This is a genomic window from Actinomycetota bacterium, assembly GCA_030018275.1.
GTDB lineage: Bacteria > Actinomycetota > Aquicultoria > Subteraquimicrobiales > Subteraquimicrobiaceae > Subteraquimicrobium.
Genome location: JASEGB010000016.1, coordinates 1 through 25,633 on the forward strand (window position 1 = coordinate 1; position 25,633 = coordinate 25,633).

Genomic DNA, 25,633 nt, shown 5'->3' on the forward strand with positions numbered 1-25,633 from the left:
CGTCTCGGCATCGACCTCCTGCGACGGGATGAGGTCTGACCCCGTCCCACGCATCGCAAGCCCCGATTCCAGCACTGCGACCTTGCGCTCCAGCTCCTCGATGCGGGCGAGGAGCCCGGCGTCCTGGGTGACTATGGAAACATCCGAGATCTGAGCTCTATCCGGTGGCTTCACCACGCGGTGCTTGGGACGAGCTAGCTTGATGTCAAATGCCATCAGACGAAGGCCTCCTTTTTTACTAGGTTTAGCTCGGTCGAGTTTAGATCGAGACTGATCTCGGTTATCACATAATCCGCCTGGATCCCGGCTACGGCCGAATCTACCGTAATTACATCGCGCAACTGCAGATGGGGCGCAGGCCTGTTGATTCTGACTTTAAGCTGGCGCGATGCCTGCGACATGTAATTTAGCAGCGCCGATGCAAGGTTTTGGGCTCTGGCGGTGCTGAGGGTATATATGTGGACGTCGTGCGTGTAGTAGCCATATAGTCTAATGGCGTCGTCATCTTTCGCTTCCACCACCGCATCATCTTTTGATATCAGTAACGGCACGCCATCCATCTCGATCTCGAATGTACCTGCCGTCTGCGTGGTGTTCTTGAGCTCAATCCAGAGAGAATCACAGCTTGCGCCCCAGTCTACTATCTTGGGTAGCGGTAGCTCGCTACCAGCGTCTGAGCGGAAAGATCTCACCCAAGGCACAGACACGAACCGGGTTACTGGGCGCTTAGACAGCGTGAAGGCATAGGTGGTGGTCGCCCCCGCCTCTAGTCTCCCGCTCGCAGAGAGAACGGAGTCTTGCGCTCCCTCGGTAACGCGGGTGACGAACACCTGCACATGATTTACGGGCTTGTATGTCTGCTCGCCCAGCGCACCTATAAGCTCATCCTCAAGTGTCGCGACGGGCGTGCCATATACGTCCCTGATGACGATAGCGCCGGTCTCGTCCTCATATACGGCCAGCAACAGAGCCTGGCATGCGTCGCCTAAGGCTCTGATCACCTCACATTGGTTATCCACAATGTACCAGTCGATGACATCATCGGATTCTAAAGCTACGGTAGTATTCGCCAGGCCGGACCATGCCAAGAGCTCGCTTATAATCGCACTCCTCTTCTGCCCGCTGAACACGAGGGCTGGGACCAGATGATTATTCGCGAGCGACATCAGCCCGTGGGCGATGATGTCAATAGTATCCAGTCCTGGGCTGACCTCGCTCACCAGATAATAGCCCTGGGGTAGCAGCTCGTTCCCATAACCCATCTTCACCTGCACTAGCTGATGGGGCTCTGGGATCCACTGGCAATCGCGGGATAACGTCAGGCGCAGCTCGTTCAGGCCCACACCTGGTAGAGCGGGCGCTAGGGCTTGCTGGGTCCCTGAGCTTTTAATTATGCGGGCATCCAGAACATAGTCCTCTATAGCCAGCCCGGCATCCTCACCGATCTCGTGCACTGCTTCCACTTCTAGGACGCGCCCATAGTCACTAGGTTGCTGCGTCGAGATCGCATAACACGTTATACGAGTAATCTGTTTTATATCGCCCAGGTCATACTCTGCACGTCCGTTCACGAACTGCAAAGGTCCGACCGTTATGTCCTGTGTGCTGCCATATAGGCGGTAAGCCAGGCTACAGTAAGATAGCCCGGGGTATGCGGTTGTGGTAGTGACTCGCAATCGCGAAGCGACGGCATAGGGCGTATAATCCACCTGAACATACGGGAATGGAGACGGCAGGGCTCCCGTGGAGTCGCTCTTCTGCCGCGTCCACCAGCCGGGGTTGTACTTGCTACCCGGTCCGTATGTGGCCCAGCCCTGGTCGGTGTATGTACCCACGTCTGTCACTGCATACCTTTTAGGCTCGCTACTGATCCCTTCAATCACATTAGTCGCAGCAAAAGCCTGGTCACTTACGCCGCTGCCGGGGTAAGTCTCTTTAGTCTCCGACGCCGTTGCAGATATCGACAAGCCTTCCGCGTAAGCGAACCCTGACGACGCCAGGACGCTGACAGCTATCTTCGGCTTAGGATTCGCCCCGGCAAACTCGTCCAAAAAAGCCTGGCTGACCGGCTGCACGGTCAAACCTCCTCGAGTACGACATCTACCTTCCAGAGAGCACGGCCTAATCCGGTAAGTTTCGCCAGGTCATACTTAAATTGCTCCGGCATAAAAACGACCTCTATGGTTTCAACCCCTCCTGTAGACGTCTCGCGTAGTTTGAGTGTATAAGTCCCTCCAGCGAGAACCAGACCACGGAGTGCAGATAGCCCTATACCGCCATCAGGAGCAGTGTCGTATGTCAAATAATCCCAACTAAAGCTAAACCGCCTCTTCCGCGCTCGCTCAACGACAACCAGCTTGCCCGAGACACTTCTTTCCTGGGCCCCCAGAAAGATGTATTCGACGTCGAAACTCCTATCGACGTCGCTCAGATAATAGGTTTGACCGTCACGCGTTAACGTGGCCAAATACGCCATCCGGATCACGCCCCTACTGTGCCATATCGAGCTCTGGGTATATGTTCTGTGATGAGCCGCCTGGCTAAGGCGTCCAGCTCGTGTTTAGTGCCGAAGAACCCCGGTATATGGAAATGGATGTTGTATGTGAATCCTCCTGAAGCCATTACGGCGGCGGGAGCCGCTATCGCGTGCTCTGTTGCCGCTGGAAAATTCGCGAGCCTGAACTCAGCCTCGATACCCCTCAAGGCTTGTCGGTACAGCTGTGGAGCCCACTCGTCAACACCGGGGGATCCCTCCAGCTTTAGCAATCTACGCATGGTGGACGCGAACCCTTCCGCCTCCGCCTTGACGTTCGGTATCCTTGCGGCCAGCTGTTTTCGAATCTCTTCCAGGGCGATGCCGTATTTATTCGCGATTTCCGCGATCTCTCTATCCGACAGCCCAAGGGCCTGGCCAACGGACCTGGCGATCTCCCATGCCGCCTGCTGTGGTAACCCCTTGCTCTGCACCAATCCCCTGACCAGGGCGGCTATCTGCTCGTATCCCTTGCGCCTGATTTCCGGGTCGGCGGACCCGAGCGCCTGCGCAACCGCCCTGCTTATCTGCGCAGCCTGCGCCGGAGGCAAGCCTGCCACCTGAACTAATCCGCTAATATATGCATTGATCGCCTCCTGCCCCGCAGCCACAACCTGCGGGTTGGAGGAACGCAGAGCGTCCGCCACCTGGCCGGGCAGGGGAGCCATCTGGGCAAGGGCGGCGAGAGCCTCCTCCTTGAGCACGCCGCTCACCGCTGCGAGCTCCAGGCGCGCCTGCGCTGCCGCATTTGCCATCTCCCGCAGCTTGGCGGCGGCCTCATCGTTCTTGCCCACGAGGTCAGCTGCGGATTGATTCCATACTATCTGCTGCGCGGTCAGAGCGTCCAGGGCCGCGCGCACGTCCACCAGAGATGCCACTGCGAAATCGGAGGCCAGTTGCTGGTTATGGAAATATTTGGTCATCAGGGCTAGCCGATCGTTGTACTCTTGCGTGCTCATAACCGCGGCCCGGTTGTTCTCCACTATGGTCCGCATCTTCTCTGCCCGCTCCGCCAATATCTGGTTGAGTTGCTTCTGCGACTGCGCCTCCCGCGCTTCGGCTTCCATCAACTCCTGTTCTGCCTGCTTCAGCCCCGTTAAGGACTTCAGGCATTCGGCTATCTTGTTGCCAATGGCATATCCCGTGATGCCCGCTACGATTCCGCCCCCTATCGCCGCACCAATAGAGCTGGCGGAGGCGGTGATCGGGGCGGTAAGGGCCGCGAGCCCGCCTGTGACTGCAGCTCCCGTAGCCGCAGTTCCCACGGCGGCAGCCGTGCCCAGACTCATGAGAGATGAGGCGAGGGTCATGGTGGATTGCACGAGAGACGAGATGCCGGAGGCCACCTCGGCCGCGATGAGAGCGTAGACGAAGCCCTGGATCAGCCCCAGTTTGTCGGCTATCTCGGTGAGGGGAGTAATGGCTTTGAGGGCGATGTCGAGGAGGGGGATAGCGATCTGGAGGAGGCGGTCGAGGAGGTCGACGAACTCCGATCCCACCGCCTGGACGATCCTGGCAATGGAGTCCACGACCCCAGAATTAACCAGCGCCTCTGCGGCCCGGGAGAGGACGTCGGCAAGGCGCCCGATGAGGTCGACGAATACGGGCGTGAGGGCCTCGACCAGCTGGCCAAAGACTTCGACCAGCGGAGAGGCGGCCTCGAAGACCCGCATGATCACCGGCGCCAACTCGGCGAAGGAGGTGCCGATGGTCTGGAGGATCCCACGGAATTGCTCCCCCTCGAGGAAAGCGGTGACCTGCTCCAGGGCGGGTTTGAATATCGGGAGGAGGTCTTTGCCAGCATCGGCTAGGGCCTTGGTCATCGCATCCTTCATGTTGGACCACATGCCCTCCCAGGTGGTGGACATGCGCTCCATCGCCCCTTCATACCGCTCATTCCAAATGGCGGTGAGGGTGGAGGCGATCATCTCGCGGTTGGTCTTGTCGACGACCACCCGCTGTTGCTTTCCGCTCTTGTCCACGTATTCGAACGCCACCTTGGCCCCTTCCGCGGAGGCCTTGATACCGAACTCTTTCAGCCGCTCGAACTCACCCGTGGTAGCATCCGCCAGGGCCTCCACGGCGGCCATGACGTCCTTGCCCAGGGCCGCGGAGGTGTCGCCGAGCACGCTCAAATACTTTTCAGCGGAGAAGCCGTAGGCCTCCAGTTTAGTGGCCGCCTCCATGAGGCCCGGGAGCTCAAAGGGGGTCTTGGCGGCGAAGTCCCGCAGCCAGGCGAGCTTCTGGCGGGCAGTCTCCGCGGAGCCGGTGACCGTCTCCAGCACGGCCGCATAACGCTCCACCTGCCCGGCTCCCGAGAGCATCTTTGCGCCCACGGCCACGGAGGCAGTCCCGAGCGCGGCCACGGTGGCGGCGGCGACCTTGAAGCCCTTACCGATGACGTCCCCAACGCCGGAGAAGCCCTTCTTCAGGGCGTCGGCCTGGGCATCGAGCCGCTTCAGCGTTTCGACGGCTTGCTGGGCTTCGGCCTTTATGCGTATCAGTATCTCTTCACCGCGAGACATAGGTCACTTCCTCTGGTAGAATTTGTTGACCGCAGACACGAGGTAGTCGTAATGCGACAAAGGGAGCTCCAGTATCTCCGTATAAGGAGTATGAGACGCCAGGGAGAGGAGGGCCGCCTCTACGAAGTGGTCTCGCCAGCGGTCACCTTCGGGAGGGTGGTCTTGATGAGTTCCTTCCCTCCCTCGGAACCGAAAAAAGCGGCCATGTACTCCGCGAAGAGCTCAGGGAGCTTGCGGAGAGCCTTACCGCGCGGCCCAGCGGCGGCCTCCAGGATTTTCCATACATCCTCGAGGGCCACCTCAGCGGGGTCTTGCAGTTTGGCATTGGTCCAGGTCGCATATATCTTTTCGACGACCTTTTCCAGGGCCTCGCCGCTCTGGTAGGGGTTGGCAAGATCCGCGGCGCACTCGTAGAGCTCCGGCCACTCCTTGACCTTGGCTTCTCGGACGTCAACCGATCCGTAGGAGAGTTCGACAGATTTCACGGCTACCTCTTATTAGGAGGGGATGAACCGCTGCTTGTAACCCATCACCTTGGGCAGAGCCTGCCCCAGCTCATCCTTGTCCGTGTGGAGCGCTGTGCCCTCGAACTCCAGCGAGCTTGGCTCGCCGTAGGATTGCCCGGTCACCTTGGCGAATCCTTGCACCTTGTAAATGGTGGTCACAAGGGTCCCAAACTCCCCGTCGCTGCGCCTCTTGGCCATCTGGGTCAGGCGGAAGCAGAGGTTGCGGGGATAGAGCGTGGTGGCGGTCATGCCGGGGATACTCTCCCCTCCATCCATTTCCGACGTGGCGGTCTCTCCGGTCAGGATTTCGAGCACGTCGAAGTCTATGATGTTCGCCTTCCACTTGAGCTCGCCCTTCTGGGCGTGGCGCCAGGTAGCCACGATGGTGTCGTCGCCCTTGACCTCCACGGTCTCCGCGGTCTCCTCGAAGGAGGCGTTTTCCACACCGGGAATCTGCCTCCAGGCGGAGGTGCTGCTATCGTACACCTCCAGCTTCTGCAGTCCGAACACGTCATAGTTCGCCATGGTTTCACCTCCCAATGTTTTCCATCTCAGGGACGGTCACCGTGATCTCACACCAGTTGCCTGGATTGTAATCCACACGTATGCGCGTCACCTCAGGGATACCTGCCAGCCCCTCCATCACCTCCTCGACCCGAGCCACGAAGTCAACAACCGACTCCGAGAGGGGCGAATGCACCTCGATTGCCACCTCGTGTTCCGCTCGCCGTAGGTCATAGGTCATCTGCGTATTCGAGGCTCGTGGATAGATGCAGACACCTGCGAACCCCTCAGTGACCGGGGGCTTGAGGCCGAGGATGACCTTTCCCCAGCTCACTCGCCCACTCAGCTCCTGGTATATGGCAGCAATGGTCGTCGAGAGCATCCAATCACCCCCTCAGGCGGCGCAGCACGCGCTTCACTGCGGGCTCGGCATAGTTACCCTGCGGATTCTTCCGTGCTCCGGGGCTGTGGTGGAACACCTTGCGCCCGCCGGGCAGCTGGGTAAACCACACGTGCGGGCGGAACCCGTAGTTGTAGAGCCGGGCGATGAAGGAGGTGGAGTATATATCTATCTCCTCCCCCGGATCGACCTTGGCCCCGAAGGAACCCGCCAGCCTGCCCGTGCGACGCGGGGCTGCGCGCCGCACCTCCTGCAGCATCTCGTAGGCCACGGCATTGGAGAGCAGCCTCTCCTGCAGGTCGCGCAGGTCCTTCTGCAGGTCCATGCGTTTCTGTGCCTCAATCGCGAAGTTCACAGCGCAACTCTCCTACGCCGCAGGGTACGAATGAGCGCATCCAGCTCCTTGACCCCCGTCGGATGGGAGGGGTCGGTGGAACGGTAGGACATGGACACGCCGGAATAGGAGATGGAAGCGATGTCCGGCAGGTATTCGCGCCGCCACCCCTCGGCGAAGTAGCGGCAAGTCATGAGGAGCAGCTGGTCTATCGTCTCCTCCGGGGCCGCAAGGCCGCAGGTAGCGTCAACCGCAACCGTGGACCCGGCAGGATAGATGACGTCGAGGGTAAGGGTCTCCCCCGATGGAGTACGCTTCCAGCCAGGGGTCACCTCGACGTCTTCGGTGATGACGGTCACCGAGCTGACGGTGAGGAAAGGCCCCTCATCCGGGGCACTAATTATATTAGTATCGGTCTCGAGGACGAAGTAGTGGGTCTTGGGCTGTGGATCGATGCGTGCCCCGATGACGGAGGAGAGGAACTCCTTCGAGATAGCCAGCAGCTCCTCGGCATACGCCTCGTCGATCTCCAGGCGTTGGGCTATCTCTGTCGCGGTGATCATACGTCACCTCCGGGTTTAGGTGCCGGGGCGAGGCCGGAAAGGCCCCGCCCCACTTTAGCTAAAAGCGGCACCAATCACCGCCTTACGGCGTGGTGCCAGTCCCCGCACCCACAAACGCCTCGGAGACCACGACGACGCCGTCAGTGCGGGTATGGAACTTGTACCCGATTTTTCCAGCCCCGGCATACAGCTCCTTGAGGACCTGGAGCTCCATCCCCTCGCGGTCCAGGATGAGGAACTCGCTGAAGTCCCCCAGGACAAGGACCACGGACGACTGGGCGTTGGCTGCGGGCATGTATGCGGAGATGGCCACAGGGCGCCCCGCCAGCTTAGGAGCCGGACCGGACACGAAGTCCAGCAGGTAGTAATCCCCAGTCTGCTTGGCGTTGGCGAGCAGGGCCGCATACACCGACTGGCTCATGAGCCAGGTGGCGTTCTCCAGGTACGCGGCATCTAGGGACCCCACCATCTCACGCACGATGTCGATGGGGATGGTGCCTGGGGTGAGTGGGCTGTCATTATTCACGACAGTCACATCGAGCAGAAGGCCACGAGGCTCGCCCATCCCGGTCCCGTTGATGAACTTCTTGTCTTCCGCGCGGGCCAGGAACTTGGCGATGCGCGAAGCCACCAGCTCCTCAATGTTGAACGCGGCATCCTGGATGATTTCCTCCGTAGCGGTGGTGATCCCACCGAACTTGTGGGCACGCAGCACCTTCTGCCCGAAGGCCAGATCGAGCAGAGGATAGTTCGCTCCCTCCGCTATGACCTGCGCCTCGGCGGTGGAGGCATCGATGGGAACCGGCGTCTCCTTGTTGGTGGTGGACTGGACGGTGGCCAGCTTCCGGATGACGGAGAGCTTTTCCTTCTTCTCCACGATGGTGCGGTAGAATCCCTGCGGCACCAGGTAGCCACCCTCAGAACCCACACCGGTGTGCAGGGACCGGGTCTCGCCGCGCAAGTAGGAGCGGAACTCAGCCATCTCGTCCTGCCCGCCCATGCGGGTAATGCCGGGCTCCGGCCTTTCCTCCGGTATCTCCGCAGCCAGAGCCTGGCGCGCCTCAAGCAGCTCGGCCTCAGTGAGGTCGCGCCCCTCCTGCAGGGCTCCGAGGATCCTTTCCAATATCTCCTTCATCTCGTTCACCTCCTACAGTCGTCTTAGGATCTCGGACAGCAACTCGGCCAGCCGCGTCAGGCCCCTGCCCTCAGCGGATTTGGCCGCCTCTCGCTTCGCCTCCTCCCCCTGGAAGAGGTCAGCGAGGTATCGATACGCCCGGTAGAGGACGTCCATGTCCTCATCCGTGGCGAACCCAGCCATGCTGCGACGCAGTGCCAGCTCCTCCCGAGGAGAGAACAGGCCCCGCGATATAGACACACGTGTGGCGTCGTAGGCGGGCATGGAGACAGGCCCCACTTCCCACAACTCCATGTCCACGATGTGGCGGACGTCCCCCTCCCATATCTCCTTGGTGGGGAGGAACATGAAGGAGGCACCCCACACGTAACCCCCTGCCACCAGGTCGGCCACCTTCCGCCCATCAATGGTGGGCGGGAGGACACACCTCCAATTGACCCCCGTATCGGTCTCACTCAACTCAAGGGTTTTGTTCCCAACAAAGCCGAGCAACTCCGATGGATTGTGGTTAAAGGTGCAGATGATCATCTCGTTCTTGACGGCCTCAGCTGCAGCGCCTCGGTCGATGACCTCTCTGAACCCCATGGCGTCGGAGACGGGGGTGTCGTAAGGGATACCGGGGGTGGCCTCGATGATGCCGGGGCTGTCCTGCTCGCCGCCCTGGCGCAGTTCAGGCCTGCCCCGGACCGCGCGCCACTCGGCGTAGGGGATCTCCACTCCCCTCTTCAGAGGCGCGGGCTCGACATCGGCGTCCTCCAGGTGAGACGCGAGGTGCTCCCAGACCCCTTCGCGATCGGAGTCCGGGATGTCAGCGCCTCCACGCGCTCCGTTGAGGGCGGCGATGCCCGCCTGACATCCCCTGATTACCGCAGGGCCAGGCTCGCCATCTCCGGAAACCTTGTGATGAGGGAACTTGTAGGCGGTCTTAGTGGTGGGGTCTGCATCCGGATCCTGCCAGGCGAACATACGGCGATAATACGCCTCGTCCTCTCCGGGGCGCAGACGGGCCACCTCCTCGTTCGCGTCCCATTCTGCTTCGATAACCTCGGTTTTATGCGGTTTTATAGCTGGCAAGACAATCACCTCCTAATCGAACACTGCCATGATTTGGCAGGTGCATCCCTCAGTTATAGGCGGCGTGGTCACGTTCCATCCCGGGTTAAACTCGCGCCCGTCCTTGAGCCGCAGCTGGTCGCTGACGGAGAGGAAGGGGTTCCCCTCGCACCGGAACGATGGCTGCAGCACCTTCCCGTCCAACAGCTCGCAGGGCGAGAGATTGTCCAGGTGGACCCACTGGAAGGGCAGGCCGTGGTAATGGTACTCCGCCTTGCTCACCAGGCCAGAAATACGCACAGCCTCCCAGGCAGCAAGCTGCGGGGCCACCTCCGCTATCCACCCCTGCACCGCCTTGCGCGCCTCTGCTTCCTCCAGACCGTCGAGGACGATGCCGTGCAGGGCGGAGGCGTTACGCTTGAGCAGGCGGTCAGCCACTCGCTCCGCATGGACGTCGATGCAGTCCTGCACGCGGGGAGTAATGCCCGCAAAGCCCTGTACCTCCGCAGCCACCAGGGCCTGCACGGCCTCCGCTTCGGCGATCATGACATCGCGCAGGCCGGAGACGACATAATCTCTGTGGCGCGGCTGGTAGTCGTTCAAGTACCAGTCGTACAGCTCGTTGGACACCCCGAGCTTTGCCATCTTCTGGATGACGTCATTGGTCTCCCGACGCAGGATGCGCCCCAGCTCCGCCTCGAATTGCTTTCGATAGGAGAGGGCCACGCGCTGCTTGATGCGCGCGGCCTCCACCACATCGTGGCGGGAGCGGCGCAAAAACAGGCCGCGAGTCTGCACCGCTCGCTTCGAGCGCGGGGCCTCCTCTCCTGACGGCGCTGGTTGTGCGGAAGCATCCTCCCCAGGACGGTAGATGAGCATGTTCGCGGGAATCATGACCTTATCGCCGAAGTCGCCGTAGGAGGGGAGGTTCTCCCGCTGGCGCACCTCGTTGTGGGTCATGAAGCCCCACTGTAATCCGGTAGCGTAAGCACGGTAGCGGGCCTCTGTGTTGGTCTGCAGGAGAGCATTGTAGTTGGGCTCGATGTAATGCCTCCCTGGCGTGAGCAGCTTCGCCTCCAGCTCCTCCACCAGGCTGGTCATCCAAGGAGAGATGCTGTCAGCGATATAGATGCTGGACATCAGCTCCAGGGAGTTATAGTTCAGGTTCTGGTAGATACCCAACTTCCAAAGGGGGAGACGCAACAGGCGGGCTACCTCCTCCACGGTGAATGTGAGCAGGGCGAGCAGCTTCTGCTCGTCCAGTTCCATGGACAGCCTGGTCAGATCCCAGTCGCGCGGGAGGACGGCGACATTGAACCAGTTATGACTCCCCTTGAACTGCTGGAACTTGGCCTTTATCTGCTCCGCCTCCTCCTGTGTAGGGTCAAAAGGCAGCTTGACCACCATGCCAGGGGAGGCGCCGGACTGGAAATATCCGGTGAGGAACTTGGTCACCCGTTCCTGCAGGTTGGCTACATGGAGGAGGTAATCGGCCAGAGGGTATCCTATCCTCCCGTCGTATCCATATCCTGGGACGTGGATGATGTCTCTGGCCTGATAGGTGCGAGACCCTCCGCCGCTTTGGCTGCTCGAGACAGTATATAGCAGGGTATCGCCATTCACCGAGACGGCTACCCTCGTTGGGTCCACCACCCACAACTCGGCAGCCACTCCCCCGCTACGCCTGATGACCGCGTATCCATTCCCATACCAGATAGCTGCAGACCACAACTGATAGAAGAACCGGTACCCAGAATGCATGGGATTAGGGCGCTTGAGCAGATCCTGCACAGGGTGCCCGGTCGCTTTGACCCTCCCGCCATCGTCCCGCCGCTCGTAGAGGTCGAGCGGCACCCGGGCAAGATCCTGACACAGCACGTTCACGGCCGCGAGGACGGTGGACAACTTTTGAATGTTGGCGTCCGCGCCTCCCAGGCCGAGGAAATATGCCCCTATCCTGTGGTCCAGCGCACGCTTTTCTCTTTTCTTGCCGAAAAACGCCATGGGTCAATGCCCTCTGTTACTGGTTGAGCGGGGATGGGAACAGGTAACCTATTGCCGCGCCCAGTGCGGCTGTGAGAATAGGGGCCCCAACATCAACGGGAATGGTCCCCAAACCCATGAGGACGATCACCGCAGCGAGCGCCGCGATGATGACGGCGAATGCCATGACCTCTTTACTCATCCAAGATCACCTCCTAAAACAGATGGAAACCCTGTATCCCCCCGCCCCTGCGCGCATCAGGCATCTTCTGTCGCAGAAATAAGGCATTGATCAACGCAGTGGCCCCGTCGATAGGGGCTCCACTTTTGTGATCCGGATAGAGGAGCCCGTCGCTTCCGACCTTCACCCTCATGTTGGCGAGGTGGCGCAGGAGCAGGGGATTGCGTACCCTGATCCTCTTAGTCTGGAACAGCTTCCCCAGCTCAGAGATGGCCGGGGAGATGACCTTGCGGCTCTGGCGCACCTCCACCATCTGCACTTGCCGTTCCATCTTCTGGGCCAGGTGAAAGGCACACCAGGGGTCGTATCCCACCCCGACCACCCGATAGGGTGAGAGCAGCTTCTCGAACCTCATCATCAGGTCGTCGAAGTCAAATACATCCCCGCGGGGCAAGGTGATCCACCCTTTGCGCTCCATATCAAGGTAGTCCGTGCGGTGCTCGCGGCTCATCTCCTCCGCCCTACCCCGGGGGAGGAAGAACTGCGCGTCCACCTCCAGCCTCCCCTGCTCCGCCTCGCGGAACCAGACCAGGGCCGTGAGGTCGGTGGTCAGTGAAAGGTCCAGCCCCGCCCAGACCGTAGAGCCCGGCGGTATCTCCTTACCGCCCGCGGCCTGCGAGAGCAGGGAGGGTGCGATGAACGCCTCGCTGGACTGCACCCACTCGCAGAGATAGTAGCGGCGGAACTTCTCCTCCTCGGAGCGGATACCACGAGCCTTGGCGGCCTCGTCAGAGAGGAACTCCTCGGTAACCGTCTCTCCCAGAGAGGGGTTGAGTTTGCGCCACACCGCAGGGTCATCCCAGCGGTCCTCGGGATCAGGTGAATAGATGAGAGGCAGGAACCGCCTGTCCTCCACGGCCCCCTCAAGGACCTGCAGGCCATACTCATGCAGCCTGCGGCAGATGCTGTCCTGCCCGCCTGCGCCAGCGGTGGTGATGGCAAACACGATAGGGCGCTCCCTCGCCCCCACTGCGGAGGTCAACACGTCCCAGACCCCGGACGTCCTGTGGGCGTGCAGCTCGTCGATGATCACCCCGTGAGGCGAGAGGCCGTCCAGGGTGTCCTCATCCGACGCCAGCGGCTGGAAGAAACTCGACGTCCTGGGGAAGGAGAGGGACGTCTTGAAGAACTCCAGCTCCGGCGCCCAGGGGGAGCGGCGCACCATCTCCACTGCGGACTGCCACACTATGCGCGCCTGGTCCTTCTTGGTCGCGGCGGCATAGACCTCCGCCCCCTCTATCCCGTCGGCGAGGAGGAGGTAGAGCGCCACGACAGCAGCGAAGGAGGTCTTGCCGTTCTTGCGCGGCACCTCCACGTACACCTGCCGGTATCGCCGGGAGCCGTCAGTATCACGCCACCCAAAAAGCATGGAGGCGAGGAACTCCTGCCATGGGAGGAGGCGGAAGGGCTCTCCGGCCCAACGGTCCTTCCACTGCACGAGGGACCCGGCGAAGCGCGTGAACCTGCGCACGGCGGCAGTGTCATAGAGGTCTGGATGCGTGTCAAGGTCCTGTAAGTGCTTCTCAGCGAGAAGCTTTACCGCCCGAGGGGCGAGAATCTTCCCCTCGGCGATCGCCTTTGCGTACTTGCTGCCGCGGTCCATCCGCGGCGAAGTCTTCTTCTTCGTCGTCTTCTTCGTGGTCGCCATTCAGCAAGGCCTCCAGGGTGGCGAGCCTGTCTTCCTCCGGGCGCGCATAGCCGCGGGCCGCAGGAGCGAGACCGAGAGTCTTGGCCAGGGCGTGGAACTCCTTGAGTGTCGAGAGGTAGAGGAGGGCCGCAGGGCTGCGCTTGGGAGCGCCGCCCTTAGAATCTCGGACGATGGGGTCCTCAGTCATCACCTCTTGCTCCAGCCTGGCAAGGAACACGGATAGGGCGCAGTACCTGGCGACCGCATCCCGGTCGGCCTCGGTGAAGAGGCCGAGCCTCCGCAGGCGCCGCCAGACGGCCTGGGCCGGCTTACTCATGCCAGCCGGAGCAGCGCCGAGAGGACGATGCGGTTGTTTGCTTGCGTCTCTGTCGGGCCTGTAGGTCCCGGCAGCGCGTTTTTCCGTGGGTGGTTTCTTCCGGGCCATGTTTGATTACAGACCGTCGGCACGTACGCGGAGCTCCCCGCCCGGTGATGGGCGTGCCGAAGCCAGATTTTTCCACCCCCCTATCCCCGAACGATGTGCTTCCGCGTGGCAATGTCTACACAGTGTAACCAGATTTTCCCAGTTATGCGTCCCGTGAGGGAGGGGGATACGGTGGTGCACCACCTCGCCTGGCGCCCCGCACCTCTCGCAGTCAGGATGCCGAGCAAGGTACTCTGCTCGCACGCACTTCCACTTCCAGGTATAGCCCCGCTCCACCGAACCTGGGCGAAGGTCGGGGGCCTGGAGGCGGTGGTGGGTGCAGAACAGCGATCTCCTTTGAGCGGGATTATTACACGTCGGATAAGAGCATATTCTCATTGACTTTGTTGTCTACTAATATAAACATACTGGCCTATACCTAATTGAGGCGGGGCACAGTTAGCCCATATGCCCGTTCCCGTTGCACTGATGGTGCATGCCGTCCCGTTGATGGCCATATAGACCACAGAGCTGCTGTTGTTTTTCAACACCAGCCCCCGCTTCAACGCCCGCGGCGCACCAGCTGAGAGCAATGTCGCTGTGGTCCCGACAGTTACGGCGGCATGATGATAACAGCCGAATCCCCTCATTTTTCCTCCCTTGTTTTATCCCATAAAAACAAGCCCGACCTGATCGGGCTTATCCTATAGTCAACAATGCTCCATCTTATCTAAATTATCGATTGTTGCATAACTTTTTGTCAAGAAATTTAAAGGGTTAATAATTCTCCGGGAGCCCTTTTATGGCTTCCCACCTTATCATTTTCCTCCAATCGCCTCCTGAAAGAATTCGCCTGCCAAGACGGTCTAAGAAGTCATCCAGATCGCACAGATCTTGAAAGGCCTGGTCGTTTTTGACCAACCCGCTACGCTCCGCCCTCCTGCGCGATAGCCGAAATGGGCACCCCCCGGTTAACTCGTAGAGATCATGACGCCTGGTGCCCGACGCGAGCACATACAGGAACTCGATCGCAGCGAGTAATGGTTCTGGTGGGAGAATAGTGTCTCCTCCAGGCCTCAATCCACATCCCCCCAGATCTCTTTCTTCGCCTCCCTCACCCAATCCGCCAAGGCCTCCCGGAGGGCGGGGAGAAGCTCCTCGCGCACCACCCTGGATATGGCCACCCCGGCCGCGGCCTCCAGGCCGGAAATGTCCTCCTCCCGGCACAGCCTGCGGATGAGCTCCTCAGCGTCCATCCGATGCACCACGGACTTCTCTGGCGGGCGAAGATAAGCGCGGATGATGCGGACGGCCATCTGTTTAGTAAGCTCTTCCCGGCCATGCTTGATAGCTGATATCCTCTGCGGACTCACCCCCAGGCGTCTAGCTATCTCAGACACCCTCTCTTTGCGGAGTATCTTCTCCGCCTGGTCGCGCACGTCTACGATGTCCGCCCTCTCCATCAGCAATCCGTCCCTCCTATCTTGTGGTTCCTGCCACAATCCGGGATGAATCCGGCTATGGCGCCAAGAATCAGGAAGGTTACCGCACATGCCAATGAGAAGGGTTGCCAGAAGTAGCTCCCAAAGAATAAGGCGGCGAGCAGCCCGAAGAAGATGAGAGCCACAACCTTCGACGAGCGCATACCATCACCTCCTAATTGCGCATGGAGATCCAGTTGCGGTAGCCCGAGAGCATTAGGCAGCGCATGATCTGCAATAGCTCGCGTATCGGGATTGGATGTCTGATGGTGATCATTTCATCACCTCCTCTACACCGGCACTGATAGCCGTGGTTTTAATGCGCTGGACCTTGAGCCACAACAGATACACGTAGGCAACACAATCCAAAACCTCATACTCGAGCTCCTCTAAGACCGATTTGTGCACATAATCCTCGTCTCCATATCTCTCCGCTCCCAACTCGAGCCTCTCCTCAACCCGGCTGATAAGTGCAGATAATGGGTAGAGTTCGCGGTAGGGGTCCTTCATCTCGATTCCTCCAACTCGCGGATTATGGATTGCACACGTTCCATCCAGGGATGATCGGGCACGCAGTATCCCGGGCAATCGTAGGTTGATTGCGGCCTGCCGTAATGCTTAGCCAGCCAAGCGAAGTTGGCTCGGATGCCCTCCTCCCAGGAGGCAAATCCTTGTGGATAGGAGAGCATCCCCCAGGCGTTGTGGGGAGCGAAACACGCCAATCCGAAGGTCGACTCCGCCCCGGCTATGGCCACCGGGAGGTGAGGGTTGACGCCGGTGCGCTCGCCCTCCTCGGCAAACACTCTGCCGCATCCCGCAAGCGGGGATCCCCAGCGGGCGAGGTATGCGTCTATCCGGGATGCCACCGCCTGGAGGCGGGCCTCACTCTCGGCGAGATGCCGCTCCAGCCTCTCCGCCTCCGCCCAGGAGCGGAGGACCACCTGCTCCTCCTGTGGGTGAGAGAACTTGCGGACCTGCTCCACCTCCACACCCTGGATGGCTGCCTGGAGGATGGCCCATGCCGCAAGGGCCAAGAGCATCAACGCTATCCCGACCATCTTCTTCCGCCTCACTTCCACCTCCCAAAAAAGAGGGCCCGACCACACGGTCGAGCCCACTTTCCGCTCGGCTCGAAGCCGACACCTCAAGGTAGCGCCTGGACGAACAGGCTGGGGTTAGGGCTCACCTCCTTTCTCTCCTCTCGCTCCGCGGATGGCGGTGATCCGCCACCGTTTACCGTCCCAGAACAATTTGATAATGCCTCCACCCTTCCCCACGCGCTCCATGAGCCTCATCTCGGCCAGCACCCGCTCGTAGAAGCGGGGCAGGCACTGCTCGGCCAGGGGGCATATCAATTCATTCATCTTCCTTTAAACACCATCCAGCGGCATGGTAATCCTTACAATCCTGGCATATGTACGAGCGGCAAAGGTCGCACCAGGCGGCGCAGAGGTTGCCGCACTCGCACCTCTCGTCCAATGCGTCGTAATCCCAATATACGGTCATCTCAAAGCCTCCTCGATAGCACCGGACAGCCAGTCTCGTGGTCTCCACACTCGTACACGGACATTACCCAAGCTGTATCGCTCCACGTCAGCCAACTCTTCGAGCCATATCTTCTGATGGACGGTCAGCCGGCCACGCTCGCTCTTGAGCTCGGCGAGGATCAGCCGTCCCCTCCGGACCAACACCAAGTCCGGGAACCCCTCCGGGCTTCGGCGGCTATCGTAGGTGTGGTAATGCCGCCAGCCCGTAAGTTGGGCCAATTCTATTACCGCTGCCTGGAGCTCCTTCTCGGTCATGTCCAAACACTCCGCCAGCTGGTTCATGTCAACCGACTTACATCGGCTGCGGTCTATGCCCTTATCCTCTCCTTGACCTGCTTGATACAGTCCAACACCTTTTCCCTCTCTTCCTCCGTGAGATCTTTTCCGAGTATCTCCCCGAGGGGCACGGGTTCCTCGTGTGCATCCCTCTTTGCGGCCCTCTTCTCCTCGTCCCTTTTACGCTCCGCCTCCTCAAGGGCCCTGTCCCGCTCGATGAAAGCCTGCTTGATGGCGGGCATATAGTAGGCCAGGTTTGTGGGCCGGTCGGTGCCCTTGGACTCCTGGACGCGGCGGTCATGCTCTCGCTTCACAATCTCCACCACCTCCGCTGGCGAGAGGAGGCGGCAGACGGCTGAGAGCTCCTCCACCATGCGATCTTTTCGCCCGTCCCCGACCTGGGACCCAGTGAAGGGAGGGGCTCCGAGGATGGACTCGATCTCCCGGATGACCTCCCAGGCCTTCTCGCGGCTTTCGTTTGTAGGCGAATAACCGAGTGGTGCATTGTTTTGTTGTTGAAGGGAAGTGGGGGAAGGGGAGGGGGCAGAGGCTTCAAGCGTTTCCGATTTATTGTCGGATTCTTCCCTACGCCCGAGCGTGGTATCTTCTTCCCTTCTATTCCCTTCTTTTCTATTCCCTTCTTTTCTATTCAGGGGAACATGTTCCGAACATGTTCCCCACATGTTCCCCACATGTTCGGAACTTGTGGGGAATTTAGGAGGAGGAGGGTACTTATAAGTGGGTCGCTTTATGGACTGATGGCGGGAAAAGTTCCGAACATACAGGTATTTTTCTCCATTGGCGTCATATACTATGAGCTTTCCCATTTTGATAAGTTGATTGAGTAGGCAACATATATCAATGTCTGGGTCATAAGGAAATATCTGCGCGCGTATCTGTTTGGGCTTGAACGGGATCACTCCCTGATCATCCACGAAGTTCCAAAGGCCAATGTAGAGCAGCCGGCCTTCGAACGGCAGCTCCGCGATTTGTTCATCAACCCAAAAATCTGGATCAATGATTCTTTTACGAGCCATCTTGCCCCCCTAATTTCAGCTGGTTACTGGCCGGTTTATATTTCCTATTCCAGGCCCTTATCGGCATATCGTGCCGGTTGTGGCATAGCTGACAGAGGGCGCGGAGGTTCTCCGGGTCGTTGTTCGTTGGGTCGTGATCCAGGTGCGCAACGGTCAGTACCACAACCGACCCGGTCACCGGATGGGGCTTACGCGCCTCCGCTCCGCACCACTCGCATTTCCACCCAGACCTTTCCCGCACGCTTCGAGAGATTTCTCCCCAATTGTCTGGATAAATAAAATGTCGCTTATCCCGTTTGATGGGCATCCATATCCTCCGTTTCGATTGACAATTGGGCATTTAAGATTTCCTTGGCTATCTTCCTTGTGTTCTCGAGCGCGGCACGAAGACCGACGCCGTGGTTTATACCGTTACAGACGCAGTTGCATATTGGCCCCTTTGCGTTGTAGCACCTGGAATCACACTTACGGACACCGCCGGAGCTGGTCCGTTCGTGGATCAATGTAGCCATCACACCGCCTCCTCCAGGTCAAAAAGCCTTTCCATGGGCCCGAACTCCCGATCGAGCCCTTCCAGAATCCCTTCGATCACGGCTTCAAGGTCTTTCCGCCTGCTTTCGAGCTGGGCCAGCGTATGTCTGGCATGTTCTCTCGACCTCGGCCAGTAGAACCCTTCCGCCGGAGTGGAGCATATGGGCAGCCTGTGATCTTTGCGCAGGTGATTGATCATGGCCCTCACCTGTCTGTCGGTGCTCCCTAGAACGGCGGCGAGTTCCGGGGCGGAGACGGCTCTATCTCTCCTCCGCAGCAGGGAAACAAGATGCCTCTCTGTCCCATTACACCAAGTCATCTAACCTCTCCCGATGATGGTTGCATAGACAAGAGATAATCCAGGAGCAACTGTTGGTTGGGGTATCTGCGACGAACTAAGGTCCTCCGAGCTTGGGTAAACCCTAGCTCGTCAAACAACTGCTCGATGAGAGATTCCACATCGTCTTCCACATCATTGATTTCCATATTTTCATCCGATTCCATCGGTCTTTCTTCAGTGGCTTCTTCTGGTTGCTGGTATTGAGCTGCTTCCTCCGGGAAGAGATCATCCGGGGGCGCCTGATCCTGCAGGGGTGGGAGGGCCAAGACGGGCTTCTCCTCACTGGCCAGCCTGCGCAAGTCGTCCAGGCTCAGCGCTGAGGCCAGCTTTATGTCGAGGACATATATCTGCTTTTTCTTTCCGTCGGGTTGTACCTCCTTGGGGATGATGCGCAGCTTGAGGGGAACCATTGCGATACGTCCCACGAGAGCCCGGATATAATCCAGGCCAGAGTTGATGTTGACGATACTGTGGTAGCTCGATGTGTCAATCTGGAATACCCCTTCGCTGATGAGCTGTGGGATGACGAAGCGTAAATTCATGACCCGCCGGCATTTCTTTCTGTAGTCGGGGCATTCCTCAGGGTTGCACTCCACCTCCACCCACTCACCACCTTCGGATACCCGCTCGGCGGTGATGCCATCCCCACGGCAAGAGAGACCGGTCGTGCCGTAGCGCTTGAGATACTGAGGGGCGATCTGTTCCAGGTCGTCTACCGGGAAGATGATGTCGATCTCTTTTGCCCTCTCTCCAAAGATCTTGGTCAGTTGGTTACGATACTCATCCGGCCAAACGAAATAGTCGACCGCTCTGGGATATAAGGCTCCAGTCTTTTGGGATAGTGTCTTCTCGCCGAGGCGGATCTTGCCTGCCCTGGGGAGCCTGCGGCGGTCACTCACGCCGTGTATCATCTTCCACCTCCCATCACATCACATCCACTGATATGTGCCGTATGGCACCGGCGGCAAAGAGCGGATCCGCAATATCGGCAGATATACACGTGCACGATTTCGACCCCACAATCTCCACAAAAATGGGGGTGCCCGGAGGAGGAACCAGGGCTTTTAGGACGCTTAGGGGGTTGAGAAGGAACGGGCATGCGGTGGCTCTCCTCCGGGCAGGGGGTGGAACTCTTGTCTTGTACTTTCATCTCGGCTATTCTTTTCTCGCTATTATCTCTTCGCCTGGAGGCTCGGGAATCTGGCGAGAGCCCCGAGCCTCCCCTGCTGTTTTCGTGCCATTTCGCAATTCTCCACCGGCGCGGCGAAGCTCGGCTAGGTGCCGGCGGGTGATGCGGAAGCGTTTACGCCCATACCAAAAATCTGGCTCGATCATCCTCAACCCGCTCATGCTTGCATCTCCTTGAGCGTCCTGAGCAGGGTGGATGCCTTCGGCACGAAGACATCCACCGCCTCGACCCTGAACCTTTCCTTGAACTCCTCCACGTCCTCCGCCGCGAAGCGCACGCAGCGTGGGCCGAAGCGGTAGCAAGAAAGCTTACCCTGGCGCGCGTAGAGGCGAACTGTTTCAGGATTTATGTTCAGTATTTGGGCAACCTGTTCGGCAGTGAGGAGATTCATACCGCTTCCCTCCTGGAAAACGCCGACTTCAGGGCCTGGAGGTTCCTCCCTATCCACCCGGAAAGCTTGCGGTTGGCCCCCACCGCCGAAAGCCTGGCGGCCTCGGCGTCTTTGAGGTCGTAGAAGAGCAGCTTGAAGCACTCGTTCTGGATACTGTCCTCCGCCTGCTCCAGCTCTTCCAGGAGATGGCGACAGCGCTGGAAGAGGGCTTGGAACTCCTTGTGTCGCTGGTCGTGGAGGAGGAATATGTCCTCGAGCTTTCCCTGGTAAGCCGCCTGGCGCTTGTTGATGTCCAGGTAAGCGGCTCGGAGCTCCTCCACGGTGGCCTGGCGGGCGAGGATCTCCCGAGCTTTCGCCACCACGTCCATGATCTGCTCTTCCACCTCTCGGAGGGCGGCAATTTCGTGATAGTTATTCGCCCCTCTCACCTCATACCTCCGCGAGGGCTTTTCTTAGCTCCGGGTTGGGATAAATCATCTCCGGCGTGACCCCCAGGGCTTGGCAGATACGGAGAAGTTCTTCGTCTGTGGGAATACGTCGGCCGGAAGCGATGTCGTTTATGTAGGAGCGGGGGATGCCAGTTTGGTCGGCGAGCCGACGACGGCTGAGACCATTGATTTTTAAAAGCAATCCCAAGACATTATGCGCCTTCATGTCACTCCTCTTAGCGCGGCCGGTCAGTGGCCGTCATATCGAATTAAGCATATCACTATATCGATACTATTGTCAATACCATAAAATTATATATTCTGAACCATAAAAAATTATATTGTCCAAGCGATGGTTCAGAATATATAATTTTATGGAATAGAAACACGCCTCCTACAGTAAGGTGCCCAAATCATTACTAATTCCACCAAAATTTCTCGATATGTAACCAGTCAGTTCTATGCTTCGCCCCCTGCCAGGGGGCGGCTGAGACTACAACTGGCCCAATCGGCGTAGGCGGATATAGCCTGCGTTCCGCGTATCCTCCTCGCTCTGATCCGTACGTGCGATAGAAAGTCCCCGTGGTAGCAAGGACCACCCTTTTGGTCCCCAGTCTGTACGTCCTGCCACTCTGGGCAGCGCAGAGGATATCCATGTCATCCACGATGCGGTCGTGGACGTGGCCCATGAGGTAGATGTCCGCCTGCACAAAGCCCATCATCTCTCGCAGGCGGTTGACCTTCCAGCCAGCCGTGCGCCCTCCGCCGTGCCCGTGGTGGGCGAAGACGGTGAGGGTACGAGTGTCGTGGTTTCGGCGCAGGCTGAGGACCATGAGCGCTGCATACCCCAGATCCCTGACTCCCGTCTCGGCGACTAAGCGGTCAACGGGGTCCACGCCGTGGTAGAGTAGGGCCATCTCCTCGTGGTTGCCCCGGAGAAGGCCGAGGCACTTCTCCCGGCAGAGGATGGGGCGGCATATTTCGAGAAATTCCTCCACCTGCGATTCGATGACGTCAGCGAGGCGTGCGAGATGGCGCTCGGGGATCACGCGGGGATCAAATCTGCGGTCAGTGTGGCGAATGCATTCCAAGTAATCCCCCATCCCCAGCCAGTGGCAATGGGGCGTGGCAGCGATGTACCGCACCACCTGCCTGAGCGCATCCAGGTCGCAGTGAACAGTTCCGAGGTGGACGTCACCGATGGGGATAATTCGGATTACGGTGGAGCGGGAGGGGATGGGAATGGATTGTGATGTGACGATCATAGATCAGGTTAAGGTCCAACGAACACCGTGAGAGGCACTGGTGAGTGGATGGAGAGGACCACCCACTCCGGGTCTGCCATCACGCATGGGCGGATGTGCACGCCCGGCGCTTTGTCGGCATGGAGGGTTCCGGGTACTTTGTAGACAATGCGTCTAGCCGGAGGCTTCTTCCCGGTCTTCTGGTCGTTGGCCTGGGCATTCACCCAAACGACCACCTCTTCCTCGCCCGGGCCCTCGTAACCCAGGTCCAGCCACCAATCCCTGCGGAAGGCGGGGACGTGATAGACCCTTCGGCCATCCATCTCCGTGTTTTGCGGCACGATAATCTTTGGCACCAAACTCACCTCCTCTACCTTCGATGGCATAACATGGTATTTATCGCGTAAGTAATTAAGCAGGCCGCGCACCAGGGGATCACCCCACCCCGCCACCCCGATTGCCTCGTCCTCCGGAGATGTATAGAACCCGCACTCGACGAGCACCGAACAACGCGGGGCCTTGAGCACGGCCACGTCGTCTCTATAGATGATGCCGCGGAACGGAGAGGGAATCACACGCATCGCTGCGGCCAGGTAATCCGCCAGAGGCAGGGCCTCCTGATTGCGCCAGAGCACGCACCAGCCCCTCATGCCGGGCTTGTAGGCATCCTGGTGGATGTGCAGGGCTATGTCCGCACCCCAGCGCACAACGTCCTCGCGGGCGCGGATGTAGCAGTCGCCCTGGCCTGGGTAGTCCTCGCGGTCCCAGAGGCCCACCTCCACCTGGGGCAGAGCGGCCTGCAGCCGCTCCGCCACATGGCGTGCGATGCGGGTGGTATCGACTGGTGTCTCCGGCGAGGTTTCCTCCGGGTAGCCCTGCAGGCTGGAAACGATGGCGATTTTCATAGCTATCACCTCATACGGGGATTTATCGTATTTCCCAGGCACGGCACAACTTCTCCAAAACCTCGATAGTCCGCTCCTGTACCTGGGTGTAGTGCTCGAGGTGATTTAGGATAATCTTATCCCTATTGGCCATATTCTTGTTAATCTCTTCCAGCAGTTTCTGTTGCTCCCGCAGGGTGTCCTTAAGACAATCGAGGCTTCGCGTCAGCCGCCCGATCATCCAGCGCACGAGAAGCAGGGTGATGATGATGAGCGCCGCGCTGGCTGTCAGATTTTCCCAGGGTATGTTCCCCGCCATCAACTGACACCTCCCGCTCTCGTGCCCAGGAGCAGCGCCCAGAAGGCAAAGGTGGAATTTATTGGATATTGCGGTCCTCCAGTATCTACTACTGCCACCTTAAACGCCGTCGGTGTCTCGTCCCAGACGCTGCAGACGGTGATGCCCCACTGGGCCGCGGACCCCGTCTGACAGGCAATCGGGATGACCGCGGAGGAAAAGATGCCGTAGGGGATGGTCACCTGGAAGAGAAAGGCGTTGTTGACCAACTGGATTTTGCTCCACGACGCACCAGCCGCTCCAGTTCCTGAACTATTAGCTGGGTTTATTTGGTTCGCGCCGCTGAAGTCGACTAGGAAGAAAGCAAGAGTGTCTTTTGCCACGCGGTTCTGGCCGAGAATGGGTAAAAACCGACCGTAGAGCCAGTCGAAAGTCTCTTTACACTGGTTGAGCTTGCCACTGGTTATCAGCTCGTCTGCTGACCATGTCTTGGGATTGTATGCCATTGCTCCTCCTAATATCTCCCGACATCGATAACCTGCAGTAAGCCAAAGTTGGACGTCGCCAGCAATCCGTTCGAGGTGGCCCATTGCAGGCGGAAGGTGTGGCTCGTTCCGGCAGGAACGTCGAAGTAGTAGGTGAGGGTTATACTGGCGGGTCCTTCCTCCCACCAGCCCATAACGCTAGTATATGCGGTGTCGTATCCCCACCTGAAGGTTACCCTGGTATTCGACCCACGGTTGACCAAAAAGGTGGCAATCAAAAATATCCTCGCGGTTCCCGTGCCGGGTGGCTTGTAGGCCGCATTCGCAAGGTTTACATAAACGGTGCTTGTGGTGGTGCGCTCGGTCGTCCAGTAATCCGCACCCCTAACCAGGGCATAGAGAGCATTGTTTGGGACATCGGCACTCTTTGCTTTTAACAGGCGGTATTGCCCCACACCGAACTTTTGCCAGTAAGCCTCTCCGAGCTCACTTACGTCGAGAACGATGTTCTGCGAGCTATCAAGCTCTATTTTCTGCGTAGACGGGCCGATGACCCGGTAGGTACTTGCCTCGGGTGCCTGCACATAAGCCGACCAAGGAGACCCCAGGCCACTGCGCGTCACCGTTTTAGCGCGGTATTTATATGCTCCCGGAGCATCGATGGGGAAGACAAGCGTATTTGCGTCCACACGGAACGTACGATATAAAACGTCGTTAGTTATCCATCTCTCCTCTACGGTGAAGTGCGAAAAGTCGGCCGGAGGGGTAAGGCTAATGGTGAGGATAGCTGAAGTGCAGGTGTCATCTACGTAGTCATATGCCAGTGTAGGCGCGGAGGGGACTTTCCCCTGCGAAGGCAAGGTGATCTGCACCGGCGGCGCCCACTTACCCGGCACGTTATTTTCATCCAAAAACCGGTAGGTCAACCAATAGGTGCCGCCGGGTCTACCATATAAATTGACCGTTCGCATCCGCGGAGTAATGATGCGCGACTGGTAGGTCTTGGTCCAGTAGATGAGCTTGGGCGGGTTGGTTGCCTCCTTGGACTGGAAGCGGACCGCGCCGCCGTAGCCGTAAGTCGGGCGCAGGCAGTAAGCCAAGTGATTGGGATAATGGGCCCGGATCTGCTTGCACCTCCATATGTAATTAGTAACGTCCAAGTACAGCCATCCAGTATAGTCTGGGTCGATGGTAAGCCTATCTATTAGCGCGGGCTTATAAGGTAGATCGACTGGTTTACGGTTCCAGGTGATGGTGGTCTCTACGAAAGGATAGCAGCTAACTATATCAACGCTAAAAGTGTCGGTGAGGAAAGTGTAATCGCAGTAAACGGCGAGCCATGCCGCGACAATATCTGCGGCCCAGAGCCCGCCGGAGGGATAACCCCCCCAGACATGGTAGCAATACGTCCAGCGAACGGGGGTCAACCCCTGCACCCACAGCGCGGTTGAGGTACCATAGTTGCTGTCGGGATTGCCTGCGTCCACGTAGGCATCATGTGAGATGACGAACGTTACCTTATCGGTGTCGTCCAGCAGCACTACCTCTACTGCCTTATCCGTATCGATGGTTATAGCGACACCCGCACGCAGTGTGCCGTCGCTTGCGGTCTCGTAGAACGTCTCGGCATCGACCTCCTGCGACGGGATGAGGTCTGACCCCGTCCCACGCATC

37 protein-coding genes are annotated in these 25,633 nt (G+C 59.0%); 1 reads left to right on the plus strand and 36 read right to left on the minus strand.

The features are described from left to right. The 32 genes from QMD66_06635 to QMD66_06790 all read right to left on the minus strand — a co-directional run. Positions 1-216 (minus strand): hypothetical protein (locus tag QMD66_06635; protein MDI6822512.1); only part of this gene is annotated, 216 nt, incomplete at its 3' end. After that, a complete protein-coding gene (locus tag QMD66_06640; protein MDI6822513.1) occupies positions 216-2,075 on the minus strand; it encodes a hypothetical protein in 1,860 nt (619 codons plus the stop codon). The genes QMD66_06640 and QMD66_06635, both read right to left, overlap by 1 nt. A 2-nt stretch (positions 2,076-2,077) precedes the next feature. Continuing rightward, positions 2,078-2,476, minus strand: coding sequence for a hypothetical protein (locus tag QMD66_06645; protein MDI6822514.1), 399 nt, complete (start codon positions 2,474-2,476; stop codon positions 2,078-2,080). A gap of 5 nt (positions 2,477-2,481) precedes the next feature. Further along, the gene (locus QMD66_06650; GenBank protein MDI6822515.1) at positions 2,482-5,058 is read right to left on the minus strand and encodes a tape measure protein; all 2,577 of its coding nucleotides are present in this window, start codon (positions 5,056-5,058) and stop codon (positions 2,482-2,484) included. A gap of 119 nt (positions 5,059-5,177) precedes the next feature. Next, on the minus strand, positions 5,178-5,543 hold the full coding sequence (locus tag QMD66_06655) for a hypothetical protein (protein ID MDI6822516.1): 366 nt from the start codon (positions 5,541-5,543) through the stop codon (positions 5,178-5,180). 12 nt (positions 5,544-5,555) lie between these two features. Next, positions 5,556-6,089, minus strand: coding sequence for a hypothetical protein (locus tag QMD66_06660; protein ID MDI6822517.1), 534 nt, complete (start codon positions 6,087-6,089; stop codon positions 5,556-5,558). 4 nt (positions 6,090-6,093) lie between these two features. Then, a complete protein-coding gene (locus QMD66_06665) occupies positions 6,094-6,450 on the minus strand; it encodes a hypothetical protein (protein MDI6822518.1) in 357 nt (118 codons plus the stop codon). 4 nt (positions 6,451-6,454) lie between these two features. Continuing rightward, entirely contained in the window at positions 6,455-6,823 is a 369-nt protein-coding gene (locus tag QMD66_06670) for an HK97 gp10 family phage protein (GenBank protein ID MDI6822519.1), read from the minus strand. Further along, positions 6,820-7,365: a hypothetical protein gene (locus QMD66_06675; GenBank protein MDI6822520.1), complete on the minus strand. Its 546-nt coding sequence runs from the start codon at positions 7,363-7,365 to the stop codon at positions 6,820-6,822. Before QMD66_06675 ends, QMD66_06670 begins: the two co-directional genes overlap by 4 nt. An 82-nt stretch (positions 7,366-7,447) precedes the next feature. Next, entirely contained in the window at positions 7,448-8,500 is a 1,053-nt protein-coding gene (locus QMD66_06680; protein MDI6822521.1) for a phage major capsid protein, read from the minus strand. A 12-nt stretch (positions 8,501-8,512) separates the two neighbouring features. Then, positions 8,513-9,574, minus strand: coding sequence for an HK97 family phage prohead protease (locus QMD66_06685; protein ID MDI6822522.1), 1,062 nt, complete (start codon positions 9,572-9,574; stop codon positions 8,513-8,515). A gap of 12 nt (positions 9,575-9,586) precedes the next feature. Continuing rightward, positions 9,587-11,557, minus strand: coding sequence for a phage portal protein (locus QMD66_06690; GenBank protein ID MDI6822523.1), 1,971 nt, complete (start codon positions 11,555-11,557; stop codon positions 9,587-9,589). Between the two features lie 16 nt (positions 11,558-11,573). Further along, entirely contained in the window at positions 11,574-11,738 is a 165-nt protein-coding gene (locus tag QMD66_06695; GenBank protein ID MDI6822524.1) for a hypothetical protein, read from the minus strand. Between the two features lie 13 nt (positions 11,739-11,751). Then, positions 11,752-13,425 (minus strand): terminase large subunit, encoded by a 1,674-nt coding sequence (locus QMD66_06700; protein ID MDI6822525.1) that lies wholly within the window; start codon positions 13,423-13,425, stop codon positions 11,752-11,754. Positions 13,426-14,605: 1,180 nt separating this feature from the next. Beyond that, positions 14,606-14,908 (minus strand): hypothetical protein, encoded by a 303-nt coding sequence (locus tag QMD66_06705; GenBank protein ID MDI6822526.1) that lies wholly within the window; start codon positions 14,906-14,908, stop codon positions 14,606-14,608. Beyond that, on the minus strand, positions 14,905-15,297 hold the full coding sequence (locus tag QMD66_06710) for a hypothetical protein (protein ID MDI6822527.1): 393 nt from the start codon (positions 15,295-15,297) through the stop codon (positions 14,905-14,907). Before QMD66_06710 ends, QMD66_06705 begins: the two co-directional genes overlap by 4 nt. Then, complete coding sequence (locus tag QMD66_06715) at positions 15,291-15,473, minus strand: hypothetical protein (GenBank protein ID MDI6822528.1); 183 nt, start codon at positions 15,471-15,473, stop codon at positions 15,291-15,293. The genes QMD66_06710 and QMD66_06715 overlap by 7 nt, the downstream gene beginning before the upstream one ends. Before the next feature lie 109 nt (positions 15,474-15,582). After that, positions 15,583-15,819: a hypothetical protein gene (locus QMD66_06720; GenBank protein ID MDI6822529.1), complete on the minus strand. Its 237-nt coding sequence runs from the start codon at positions 15,817-15,819 to the stop codon at positions 15,583-15,585. Continuing rightward, a complete protein-coding gene (locus QMD66_06725) occupies positions 15,816-16,112 on the minus strand; it encodes a glucosaminidase domain-containing protein (protein ID MDI6822530.1) in 297 nt (98 codons plus the stop codon). Before QMD66_06725 ends, QMD66_06720 begins: the two co-directional genes overlap by 4 nt. A 79-nt stretch (positions 16,113-16,191) precedes the next feature. Further along, entirely contained in the window at positions 16,192-16,413 is a 222-nt protein-coding gene (locus QMD66_06730) for a hypothetical protein (protein MDI6822531.1), read from the minus strand. Positions 16,414-16,484: 71 nt separating this feature from the next. Beyond that, on the minus strand, positions 16,485-16,673 hold the full coding sequence (locus QMD66_06735; GenBank protein ID MDI6822532.1) for a hypothetical protein: 189 nt from the start codon (positions 16,671-16,673) through the stop codon (positions 16,485-16,487). Further along, entirely contained in the window at positions 16,666-16,815 is a 150-nt protein-coding gene (locus QMD66_06740) for a hypothetical protein (GenBank protein MDI6822533.1), read from the minus strand. Before QMD66_06740 ends, QMD66_06735 begins: the two co-directional genes overlap by 8 nt. Continuing rightward, the gene (locus QMD66_06745) at positions 16,812-17,111 is read right to left on the minus strand and encodes a VRR-NUC domain-containing protein (GenBank protein ID MDI6822534.1); all 300 of its coding nucleotides are present in this window, start codon (positions 17,109-17,111) and stop codon (positions 16,812-16,814) included. The genes QMD66_06740 and QMD66_06745 overlap by 4 nt, the downstream gene beginning before the upstream one ends. A 53-nt stretch (positions 17,112-17,164) precedes the next feature. Further along, the gene (locus tag QMD66_06750) at positions 17,165-18,169 is read right to left on the minus strand and encodes a hypothetical protein (protein MDI6822535.1); all 1,005 of its coding nucleotides are present in this window, start codon (positions 18,167-18,169) and stop codon (positions 17,165-17,167) included. Then, the gene (locus tag QMD66_06755; protein MDI6822536.1) at positions 18,159-18,476 is read right to left on the minus strand and encodes an HNH endonuclease; all 318 of its coding nucleotides are present in this window, start codon (positions 18,474-18,476) and stop codon (positions 18,159-18,161) included. The genes QMD66_06750 and QMD66_06755 overlap by 11 nt, the downstream gene beginning before the upstream one ends. A gap of 204 nt (positions 18,477-18,680) precedes the next feature. Next, on the minus strand, positions 18,681-19,019 hold the full coding sequence (locus QMD66_06760; protein MDI6822537.1) for a hypothetical protein: 339 nt from the start codon (positions 19,017-19,019) through the stop codon (positions 18,681-18,683). Then, positions 19,016-19,951, minus strand: coding sequence for a hypothetical protein (locus QMD66_06765; GenBank protein ID MDI6822538.1), 936 nt, complete (start codon positions 19,949-19,951; stop codon positions 19,016-19,018). The genes QMD66_06760 and QMD66_06765 overlap by 4 nt, the downstream gene beginning before the upstream one ends. Before the next feature lie 244 nt (positions 19,952-20,195). Beyond that, positions 20,196-20,390, minus strand: coding sequence for a hypothetical protein (locus tag QMD66_06770; protein MDI6822539.1), 195 nt, complete (start codon positions 20,388-20,390; stop codon positions 20,196-20,198). Continuing rightward, positions 20,387-20,620, minus strand: a complete 234-nt coding sequence (locus QMD66_06775) for a helix-turn-helix domain-containing protein (protein MDI6822540.1) — start codon at positions 20,618-20,620, stop codon at positions 20,387-20,389. Before QMD66_06775 ends, QMD66_06770 begins: the two co-directional genes overlap by 4 nt. Beyond that, a complete protein-coding gene (locus QMD66_06780; GenBank protein MDI6822541.1) occupies positions 20,617-21,048 on the minus strand; it encodes a hypothetical protein in 432 nt (143 codons plus the stop codon). The genes QMD66_06775 and QMD66_06780 overlap by 4 nt, the downstream gene beginning before the upstream one ends. Before the next feature lies 1 nt (position 21,049). Then, positions 21,050-21,274, minus strand: coding sequence for a helix-turn-helix transcriptional regulator (locus tag QMD66_06785; GenBank protein MDI6822542.1), 225 nt, complete (start codon positions 21,272-21,274; stop codon positions 21,050-21,052). A 193-nt stretch (positions 21,275-21,467) separates the two neighbouring features. Beyond that, a complete protein-coding gene (locus QMD66_06790) occupies positions 21,468-21,758 on the minus strand; it encodes a hypothetical protein (protein MDI6822543.1) in 291 nt (96 codons plus the stop codon). Between the two features lie 321 nt (positions 21,759-22,079). Here QMD66_06790 and QMD66_06795 point away from each other — a divergent pair, with 321 nt between their 5' ends. Beyond that, complete coding sequence (locus tag QMD66_06795) at positions 22,080-22,301, plus strand: hypothetical protein (protein ID MDI6822544.1); 222 nt, start codon at positions 22,080-22,082, stop codon at positions 22,299-22,301. Positions 22,302-22,321: 20 nt separating this feature from the next. Here QMD66_06795 and QMD66_06800 read toward each other — a convergent pair whose 3' ends face one another. The 4 genes from QMD66_06800 to QMD66_06815 all read right to left on the minus strand — a co-directional run. Continuing rightward, a complete protein-coding gene (locus QMD66_06800) occupies positions 22,322-23,197 on the minus strand; it encodes an N-acetylmuramoyl-L-alanine amidase (protein ID MDI6822545.1) in 876 nt (291 codons plus the stop codon). Positions 23,198-23,219: 22 nt separating this feature from the next. After that, positions 23,220-23,495, minus strand: a complete 276-nt coding sequence (locus QMD66_06805; protein MDI6822546.1) for a hypothetical protein — start codon at positions 23,493-23,495, stop codon at positions 23,220-23,222. Then, positions 23,495-23,980, minus strand: a complete 486-nt coding sequence (locus QMD66_06810) for a hypothetical protein (GenBank protein ID MDI6822547.1) — start codon at positions 23,978-23,980, stop codon at positions 23,495-23,497. Before QMD66_06810 ends, QMD66_06805 begins: the two co-directional genes overlap by 1 nt. An 8-nt stretch (positions 23,981-23,988) precedes the next feature. Beyond that, positions 23,989-25,633 (minus strand): DNRLRE domain-containing protein (locus QMD66_06815; GenBank protein MDI6822548.1); only part of this gene is annotated, 1,645 nt, incomplete at its 5' end.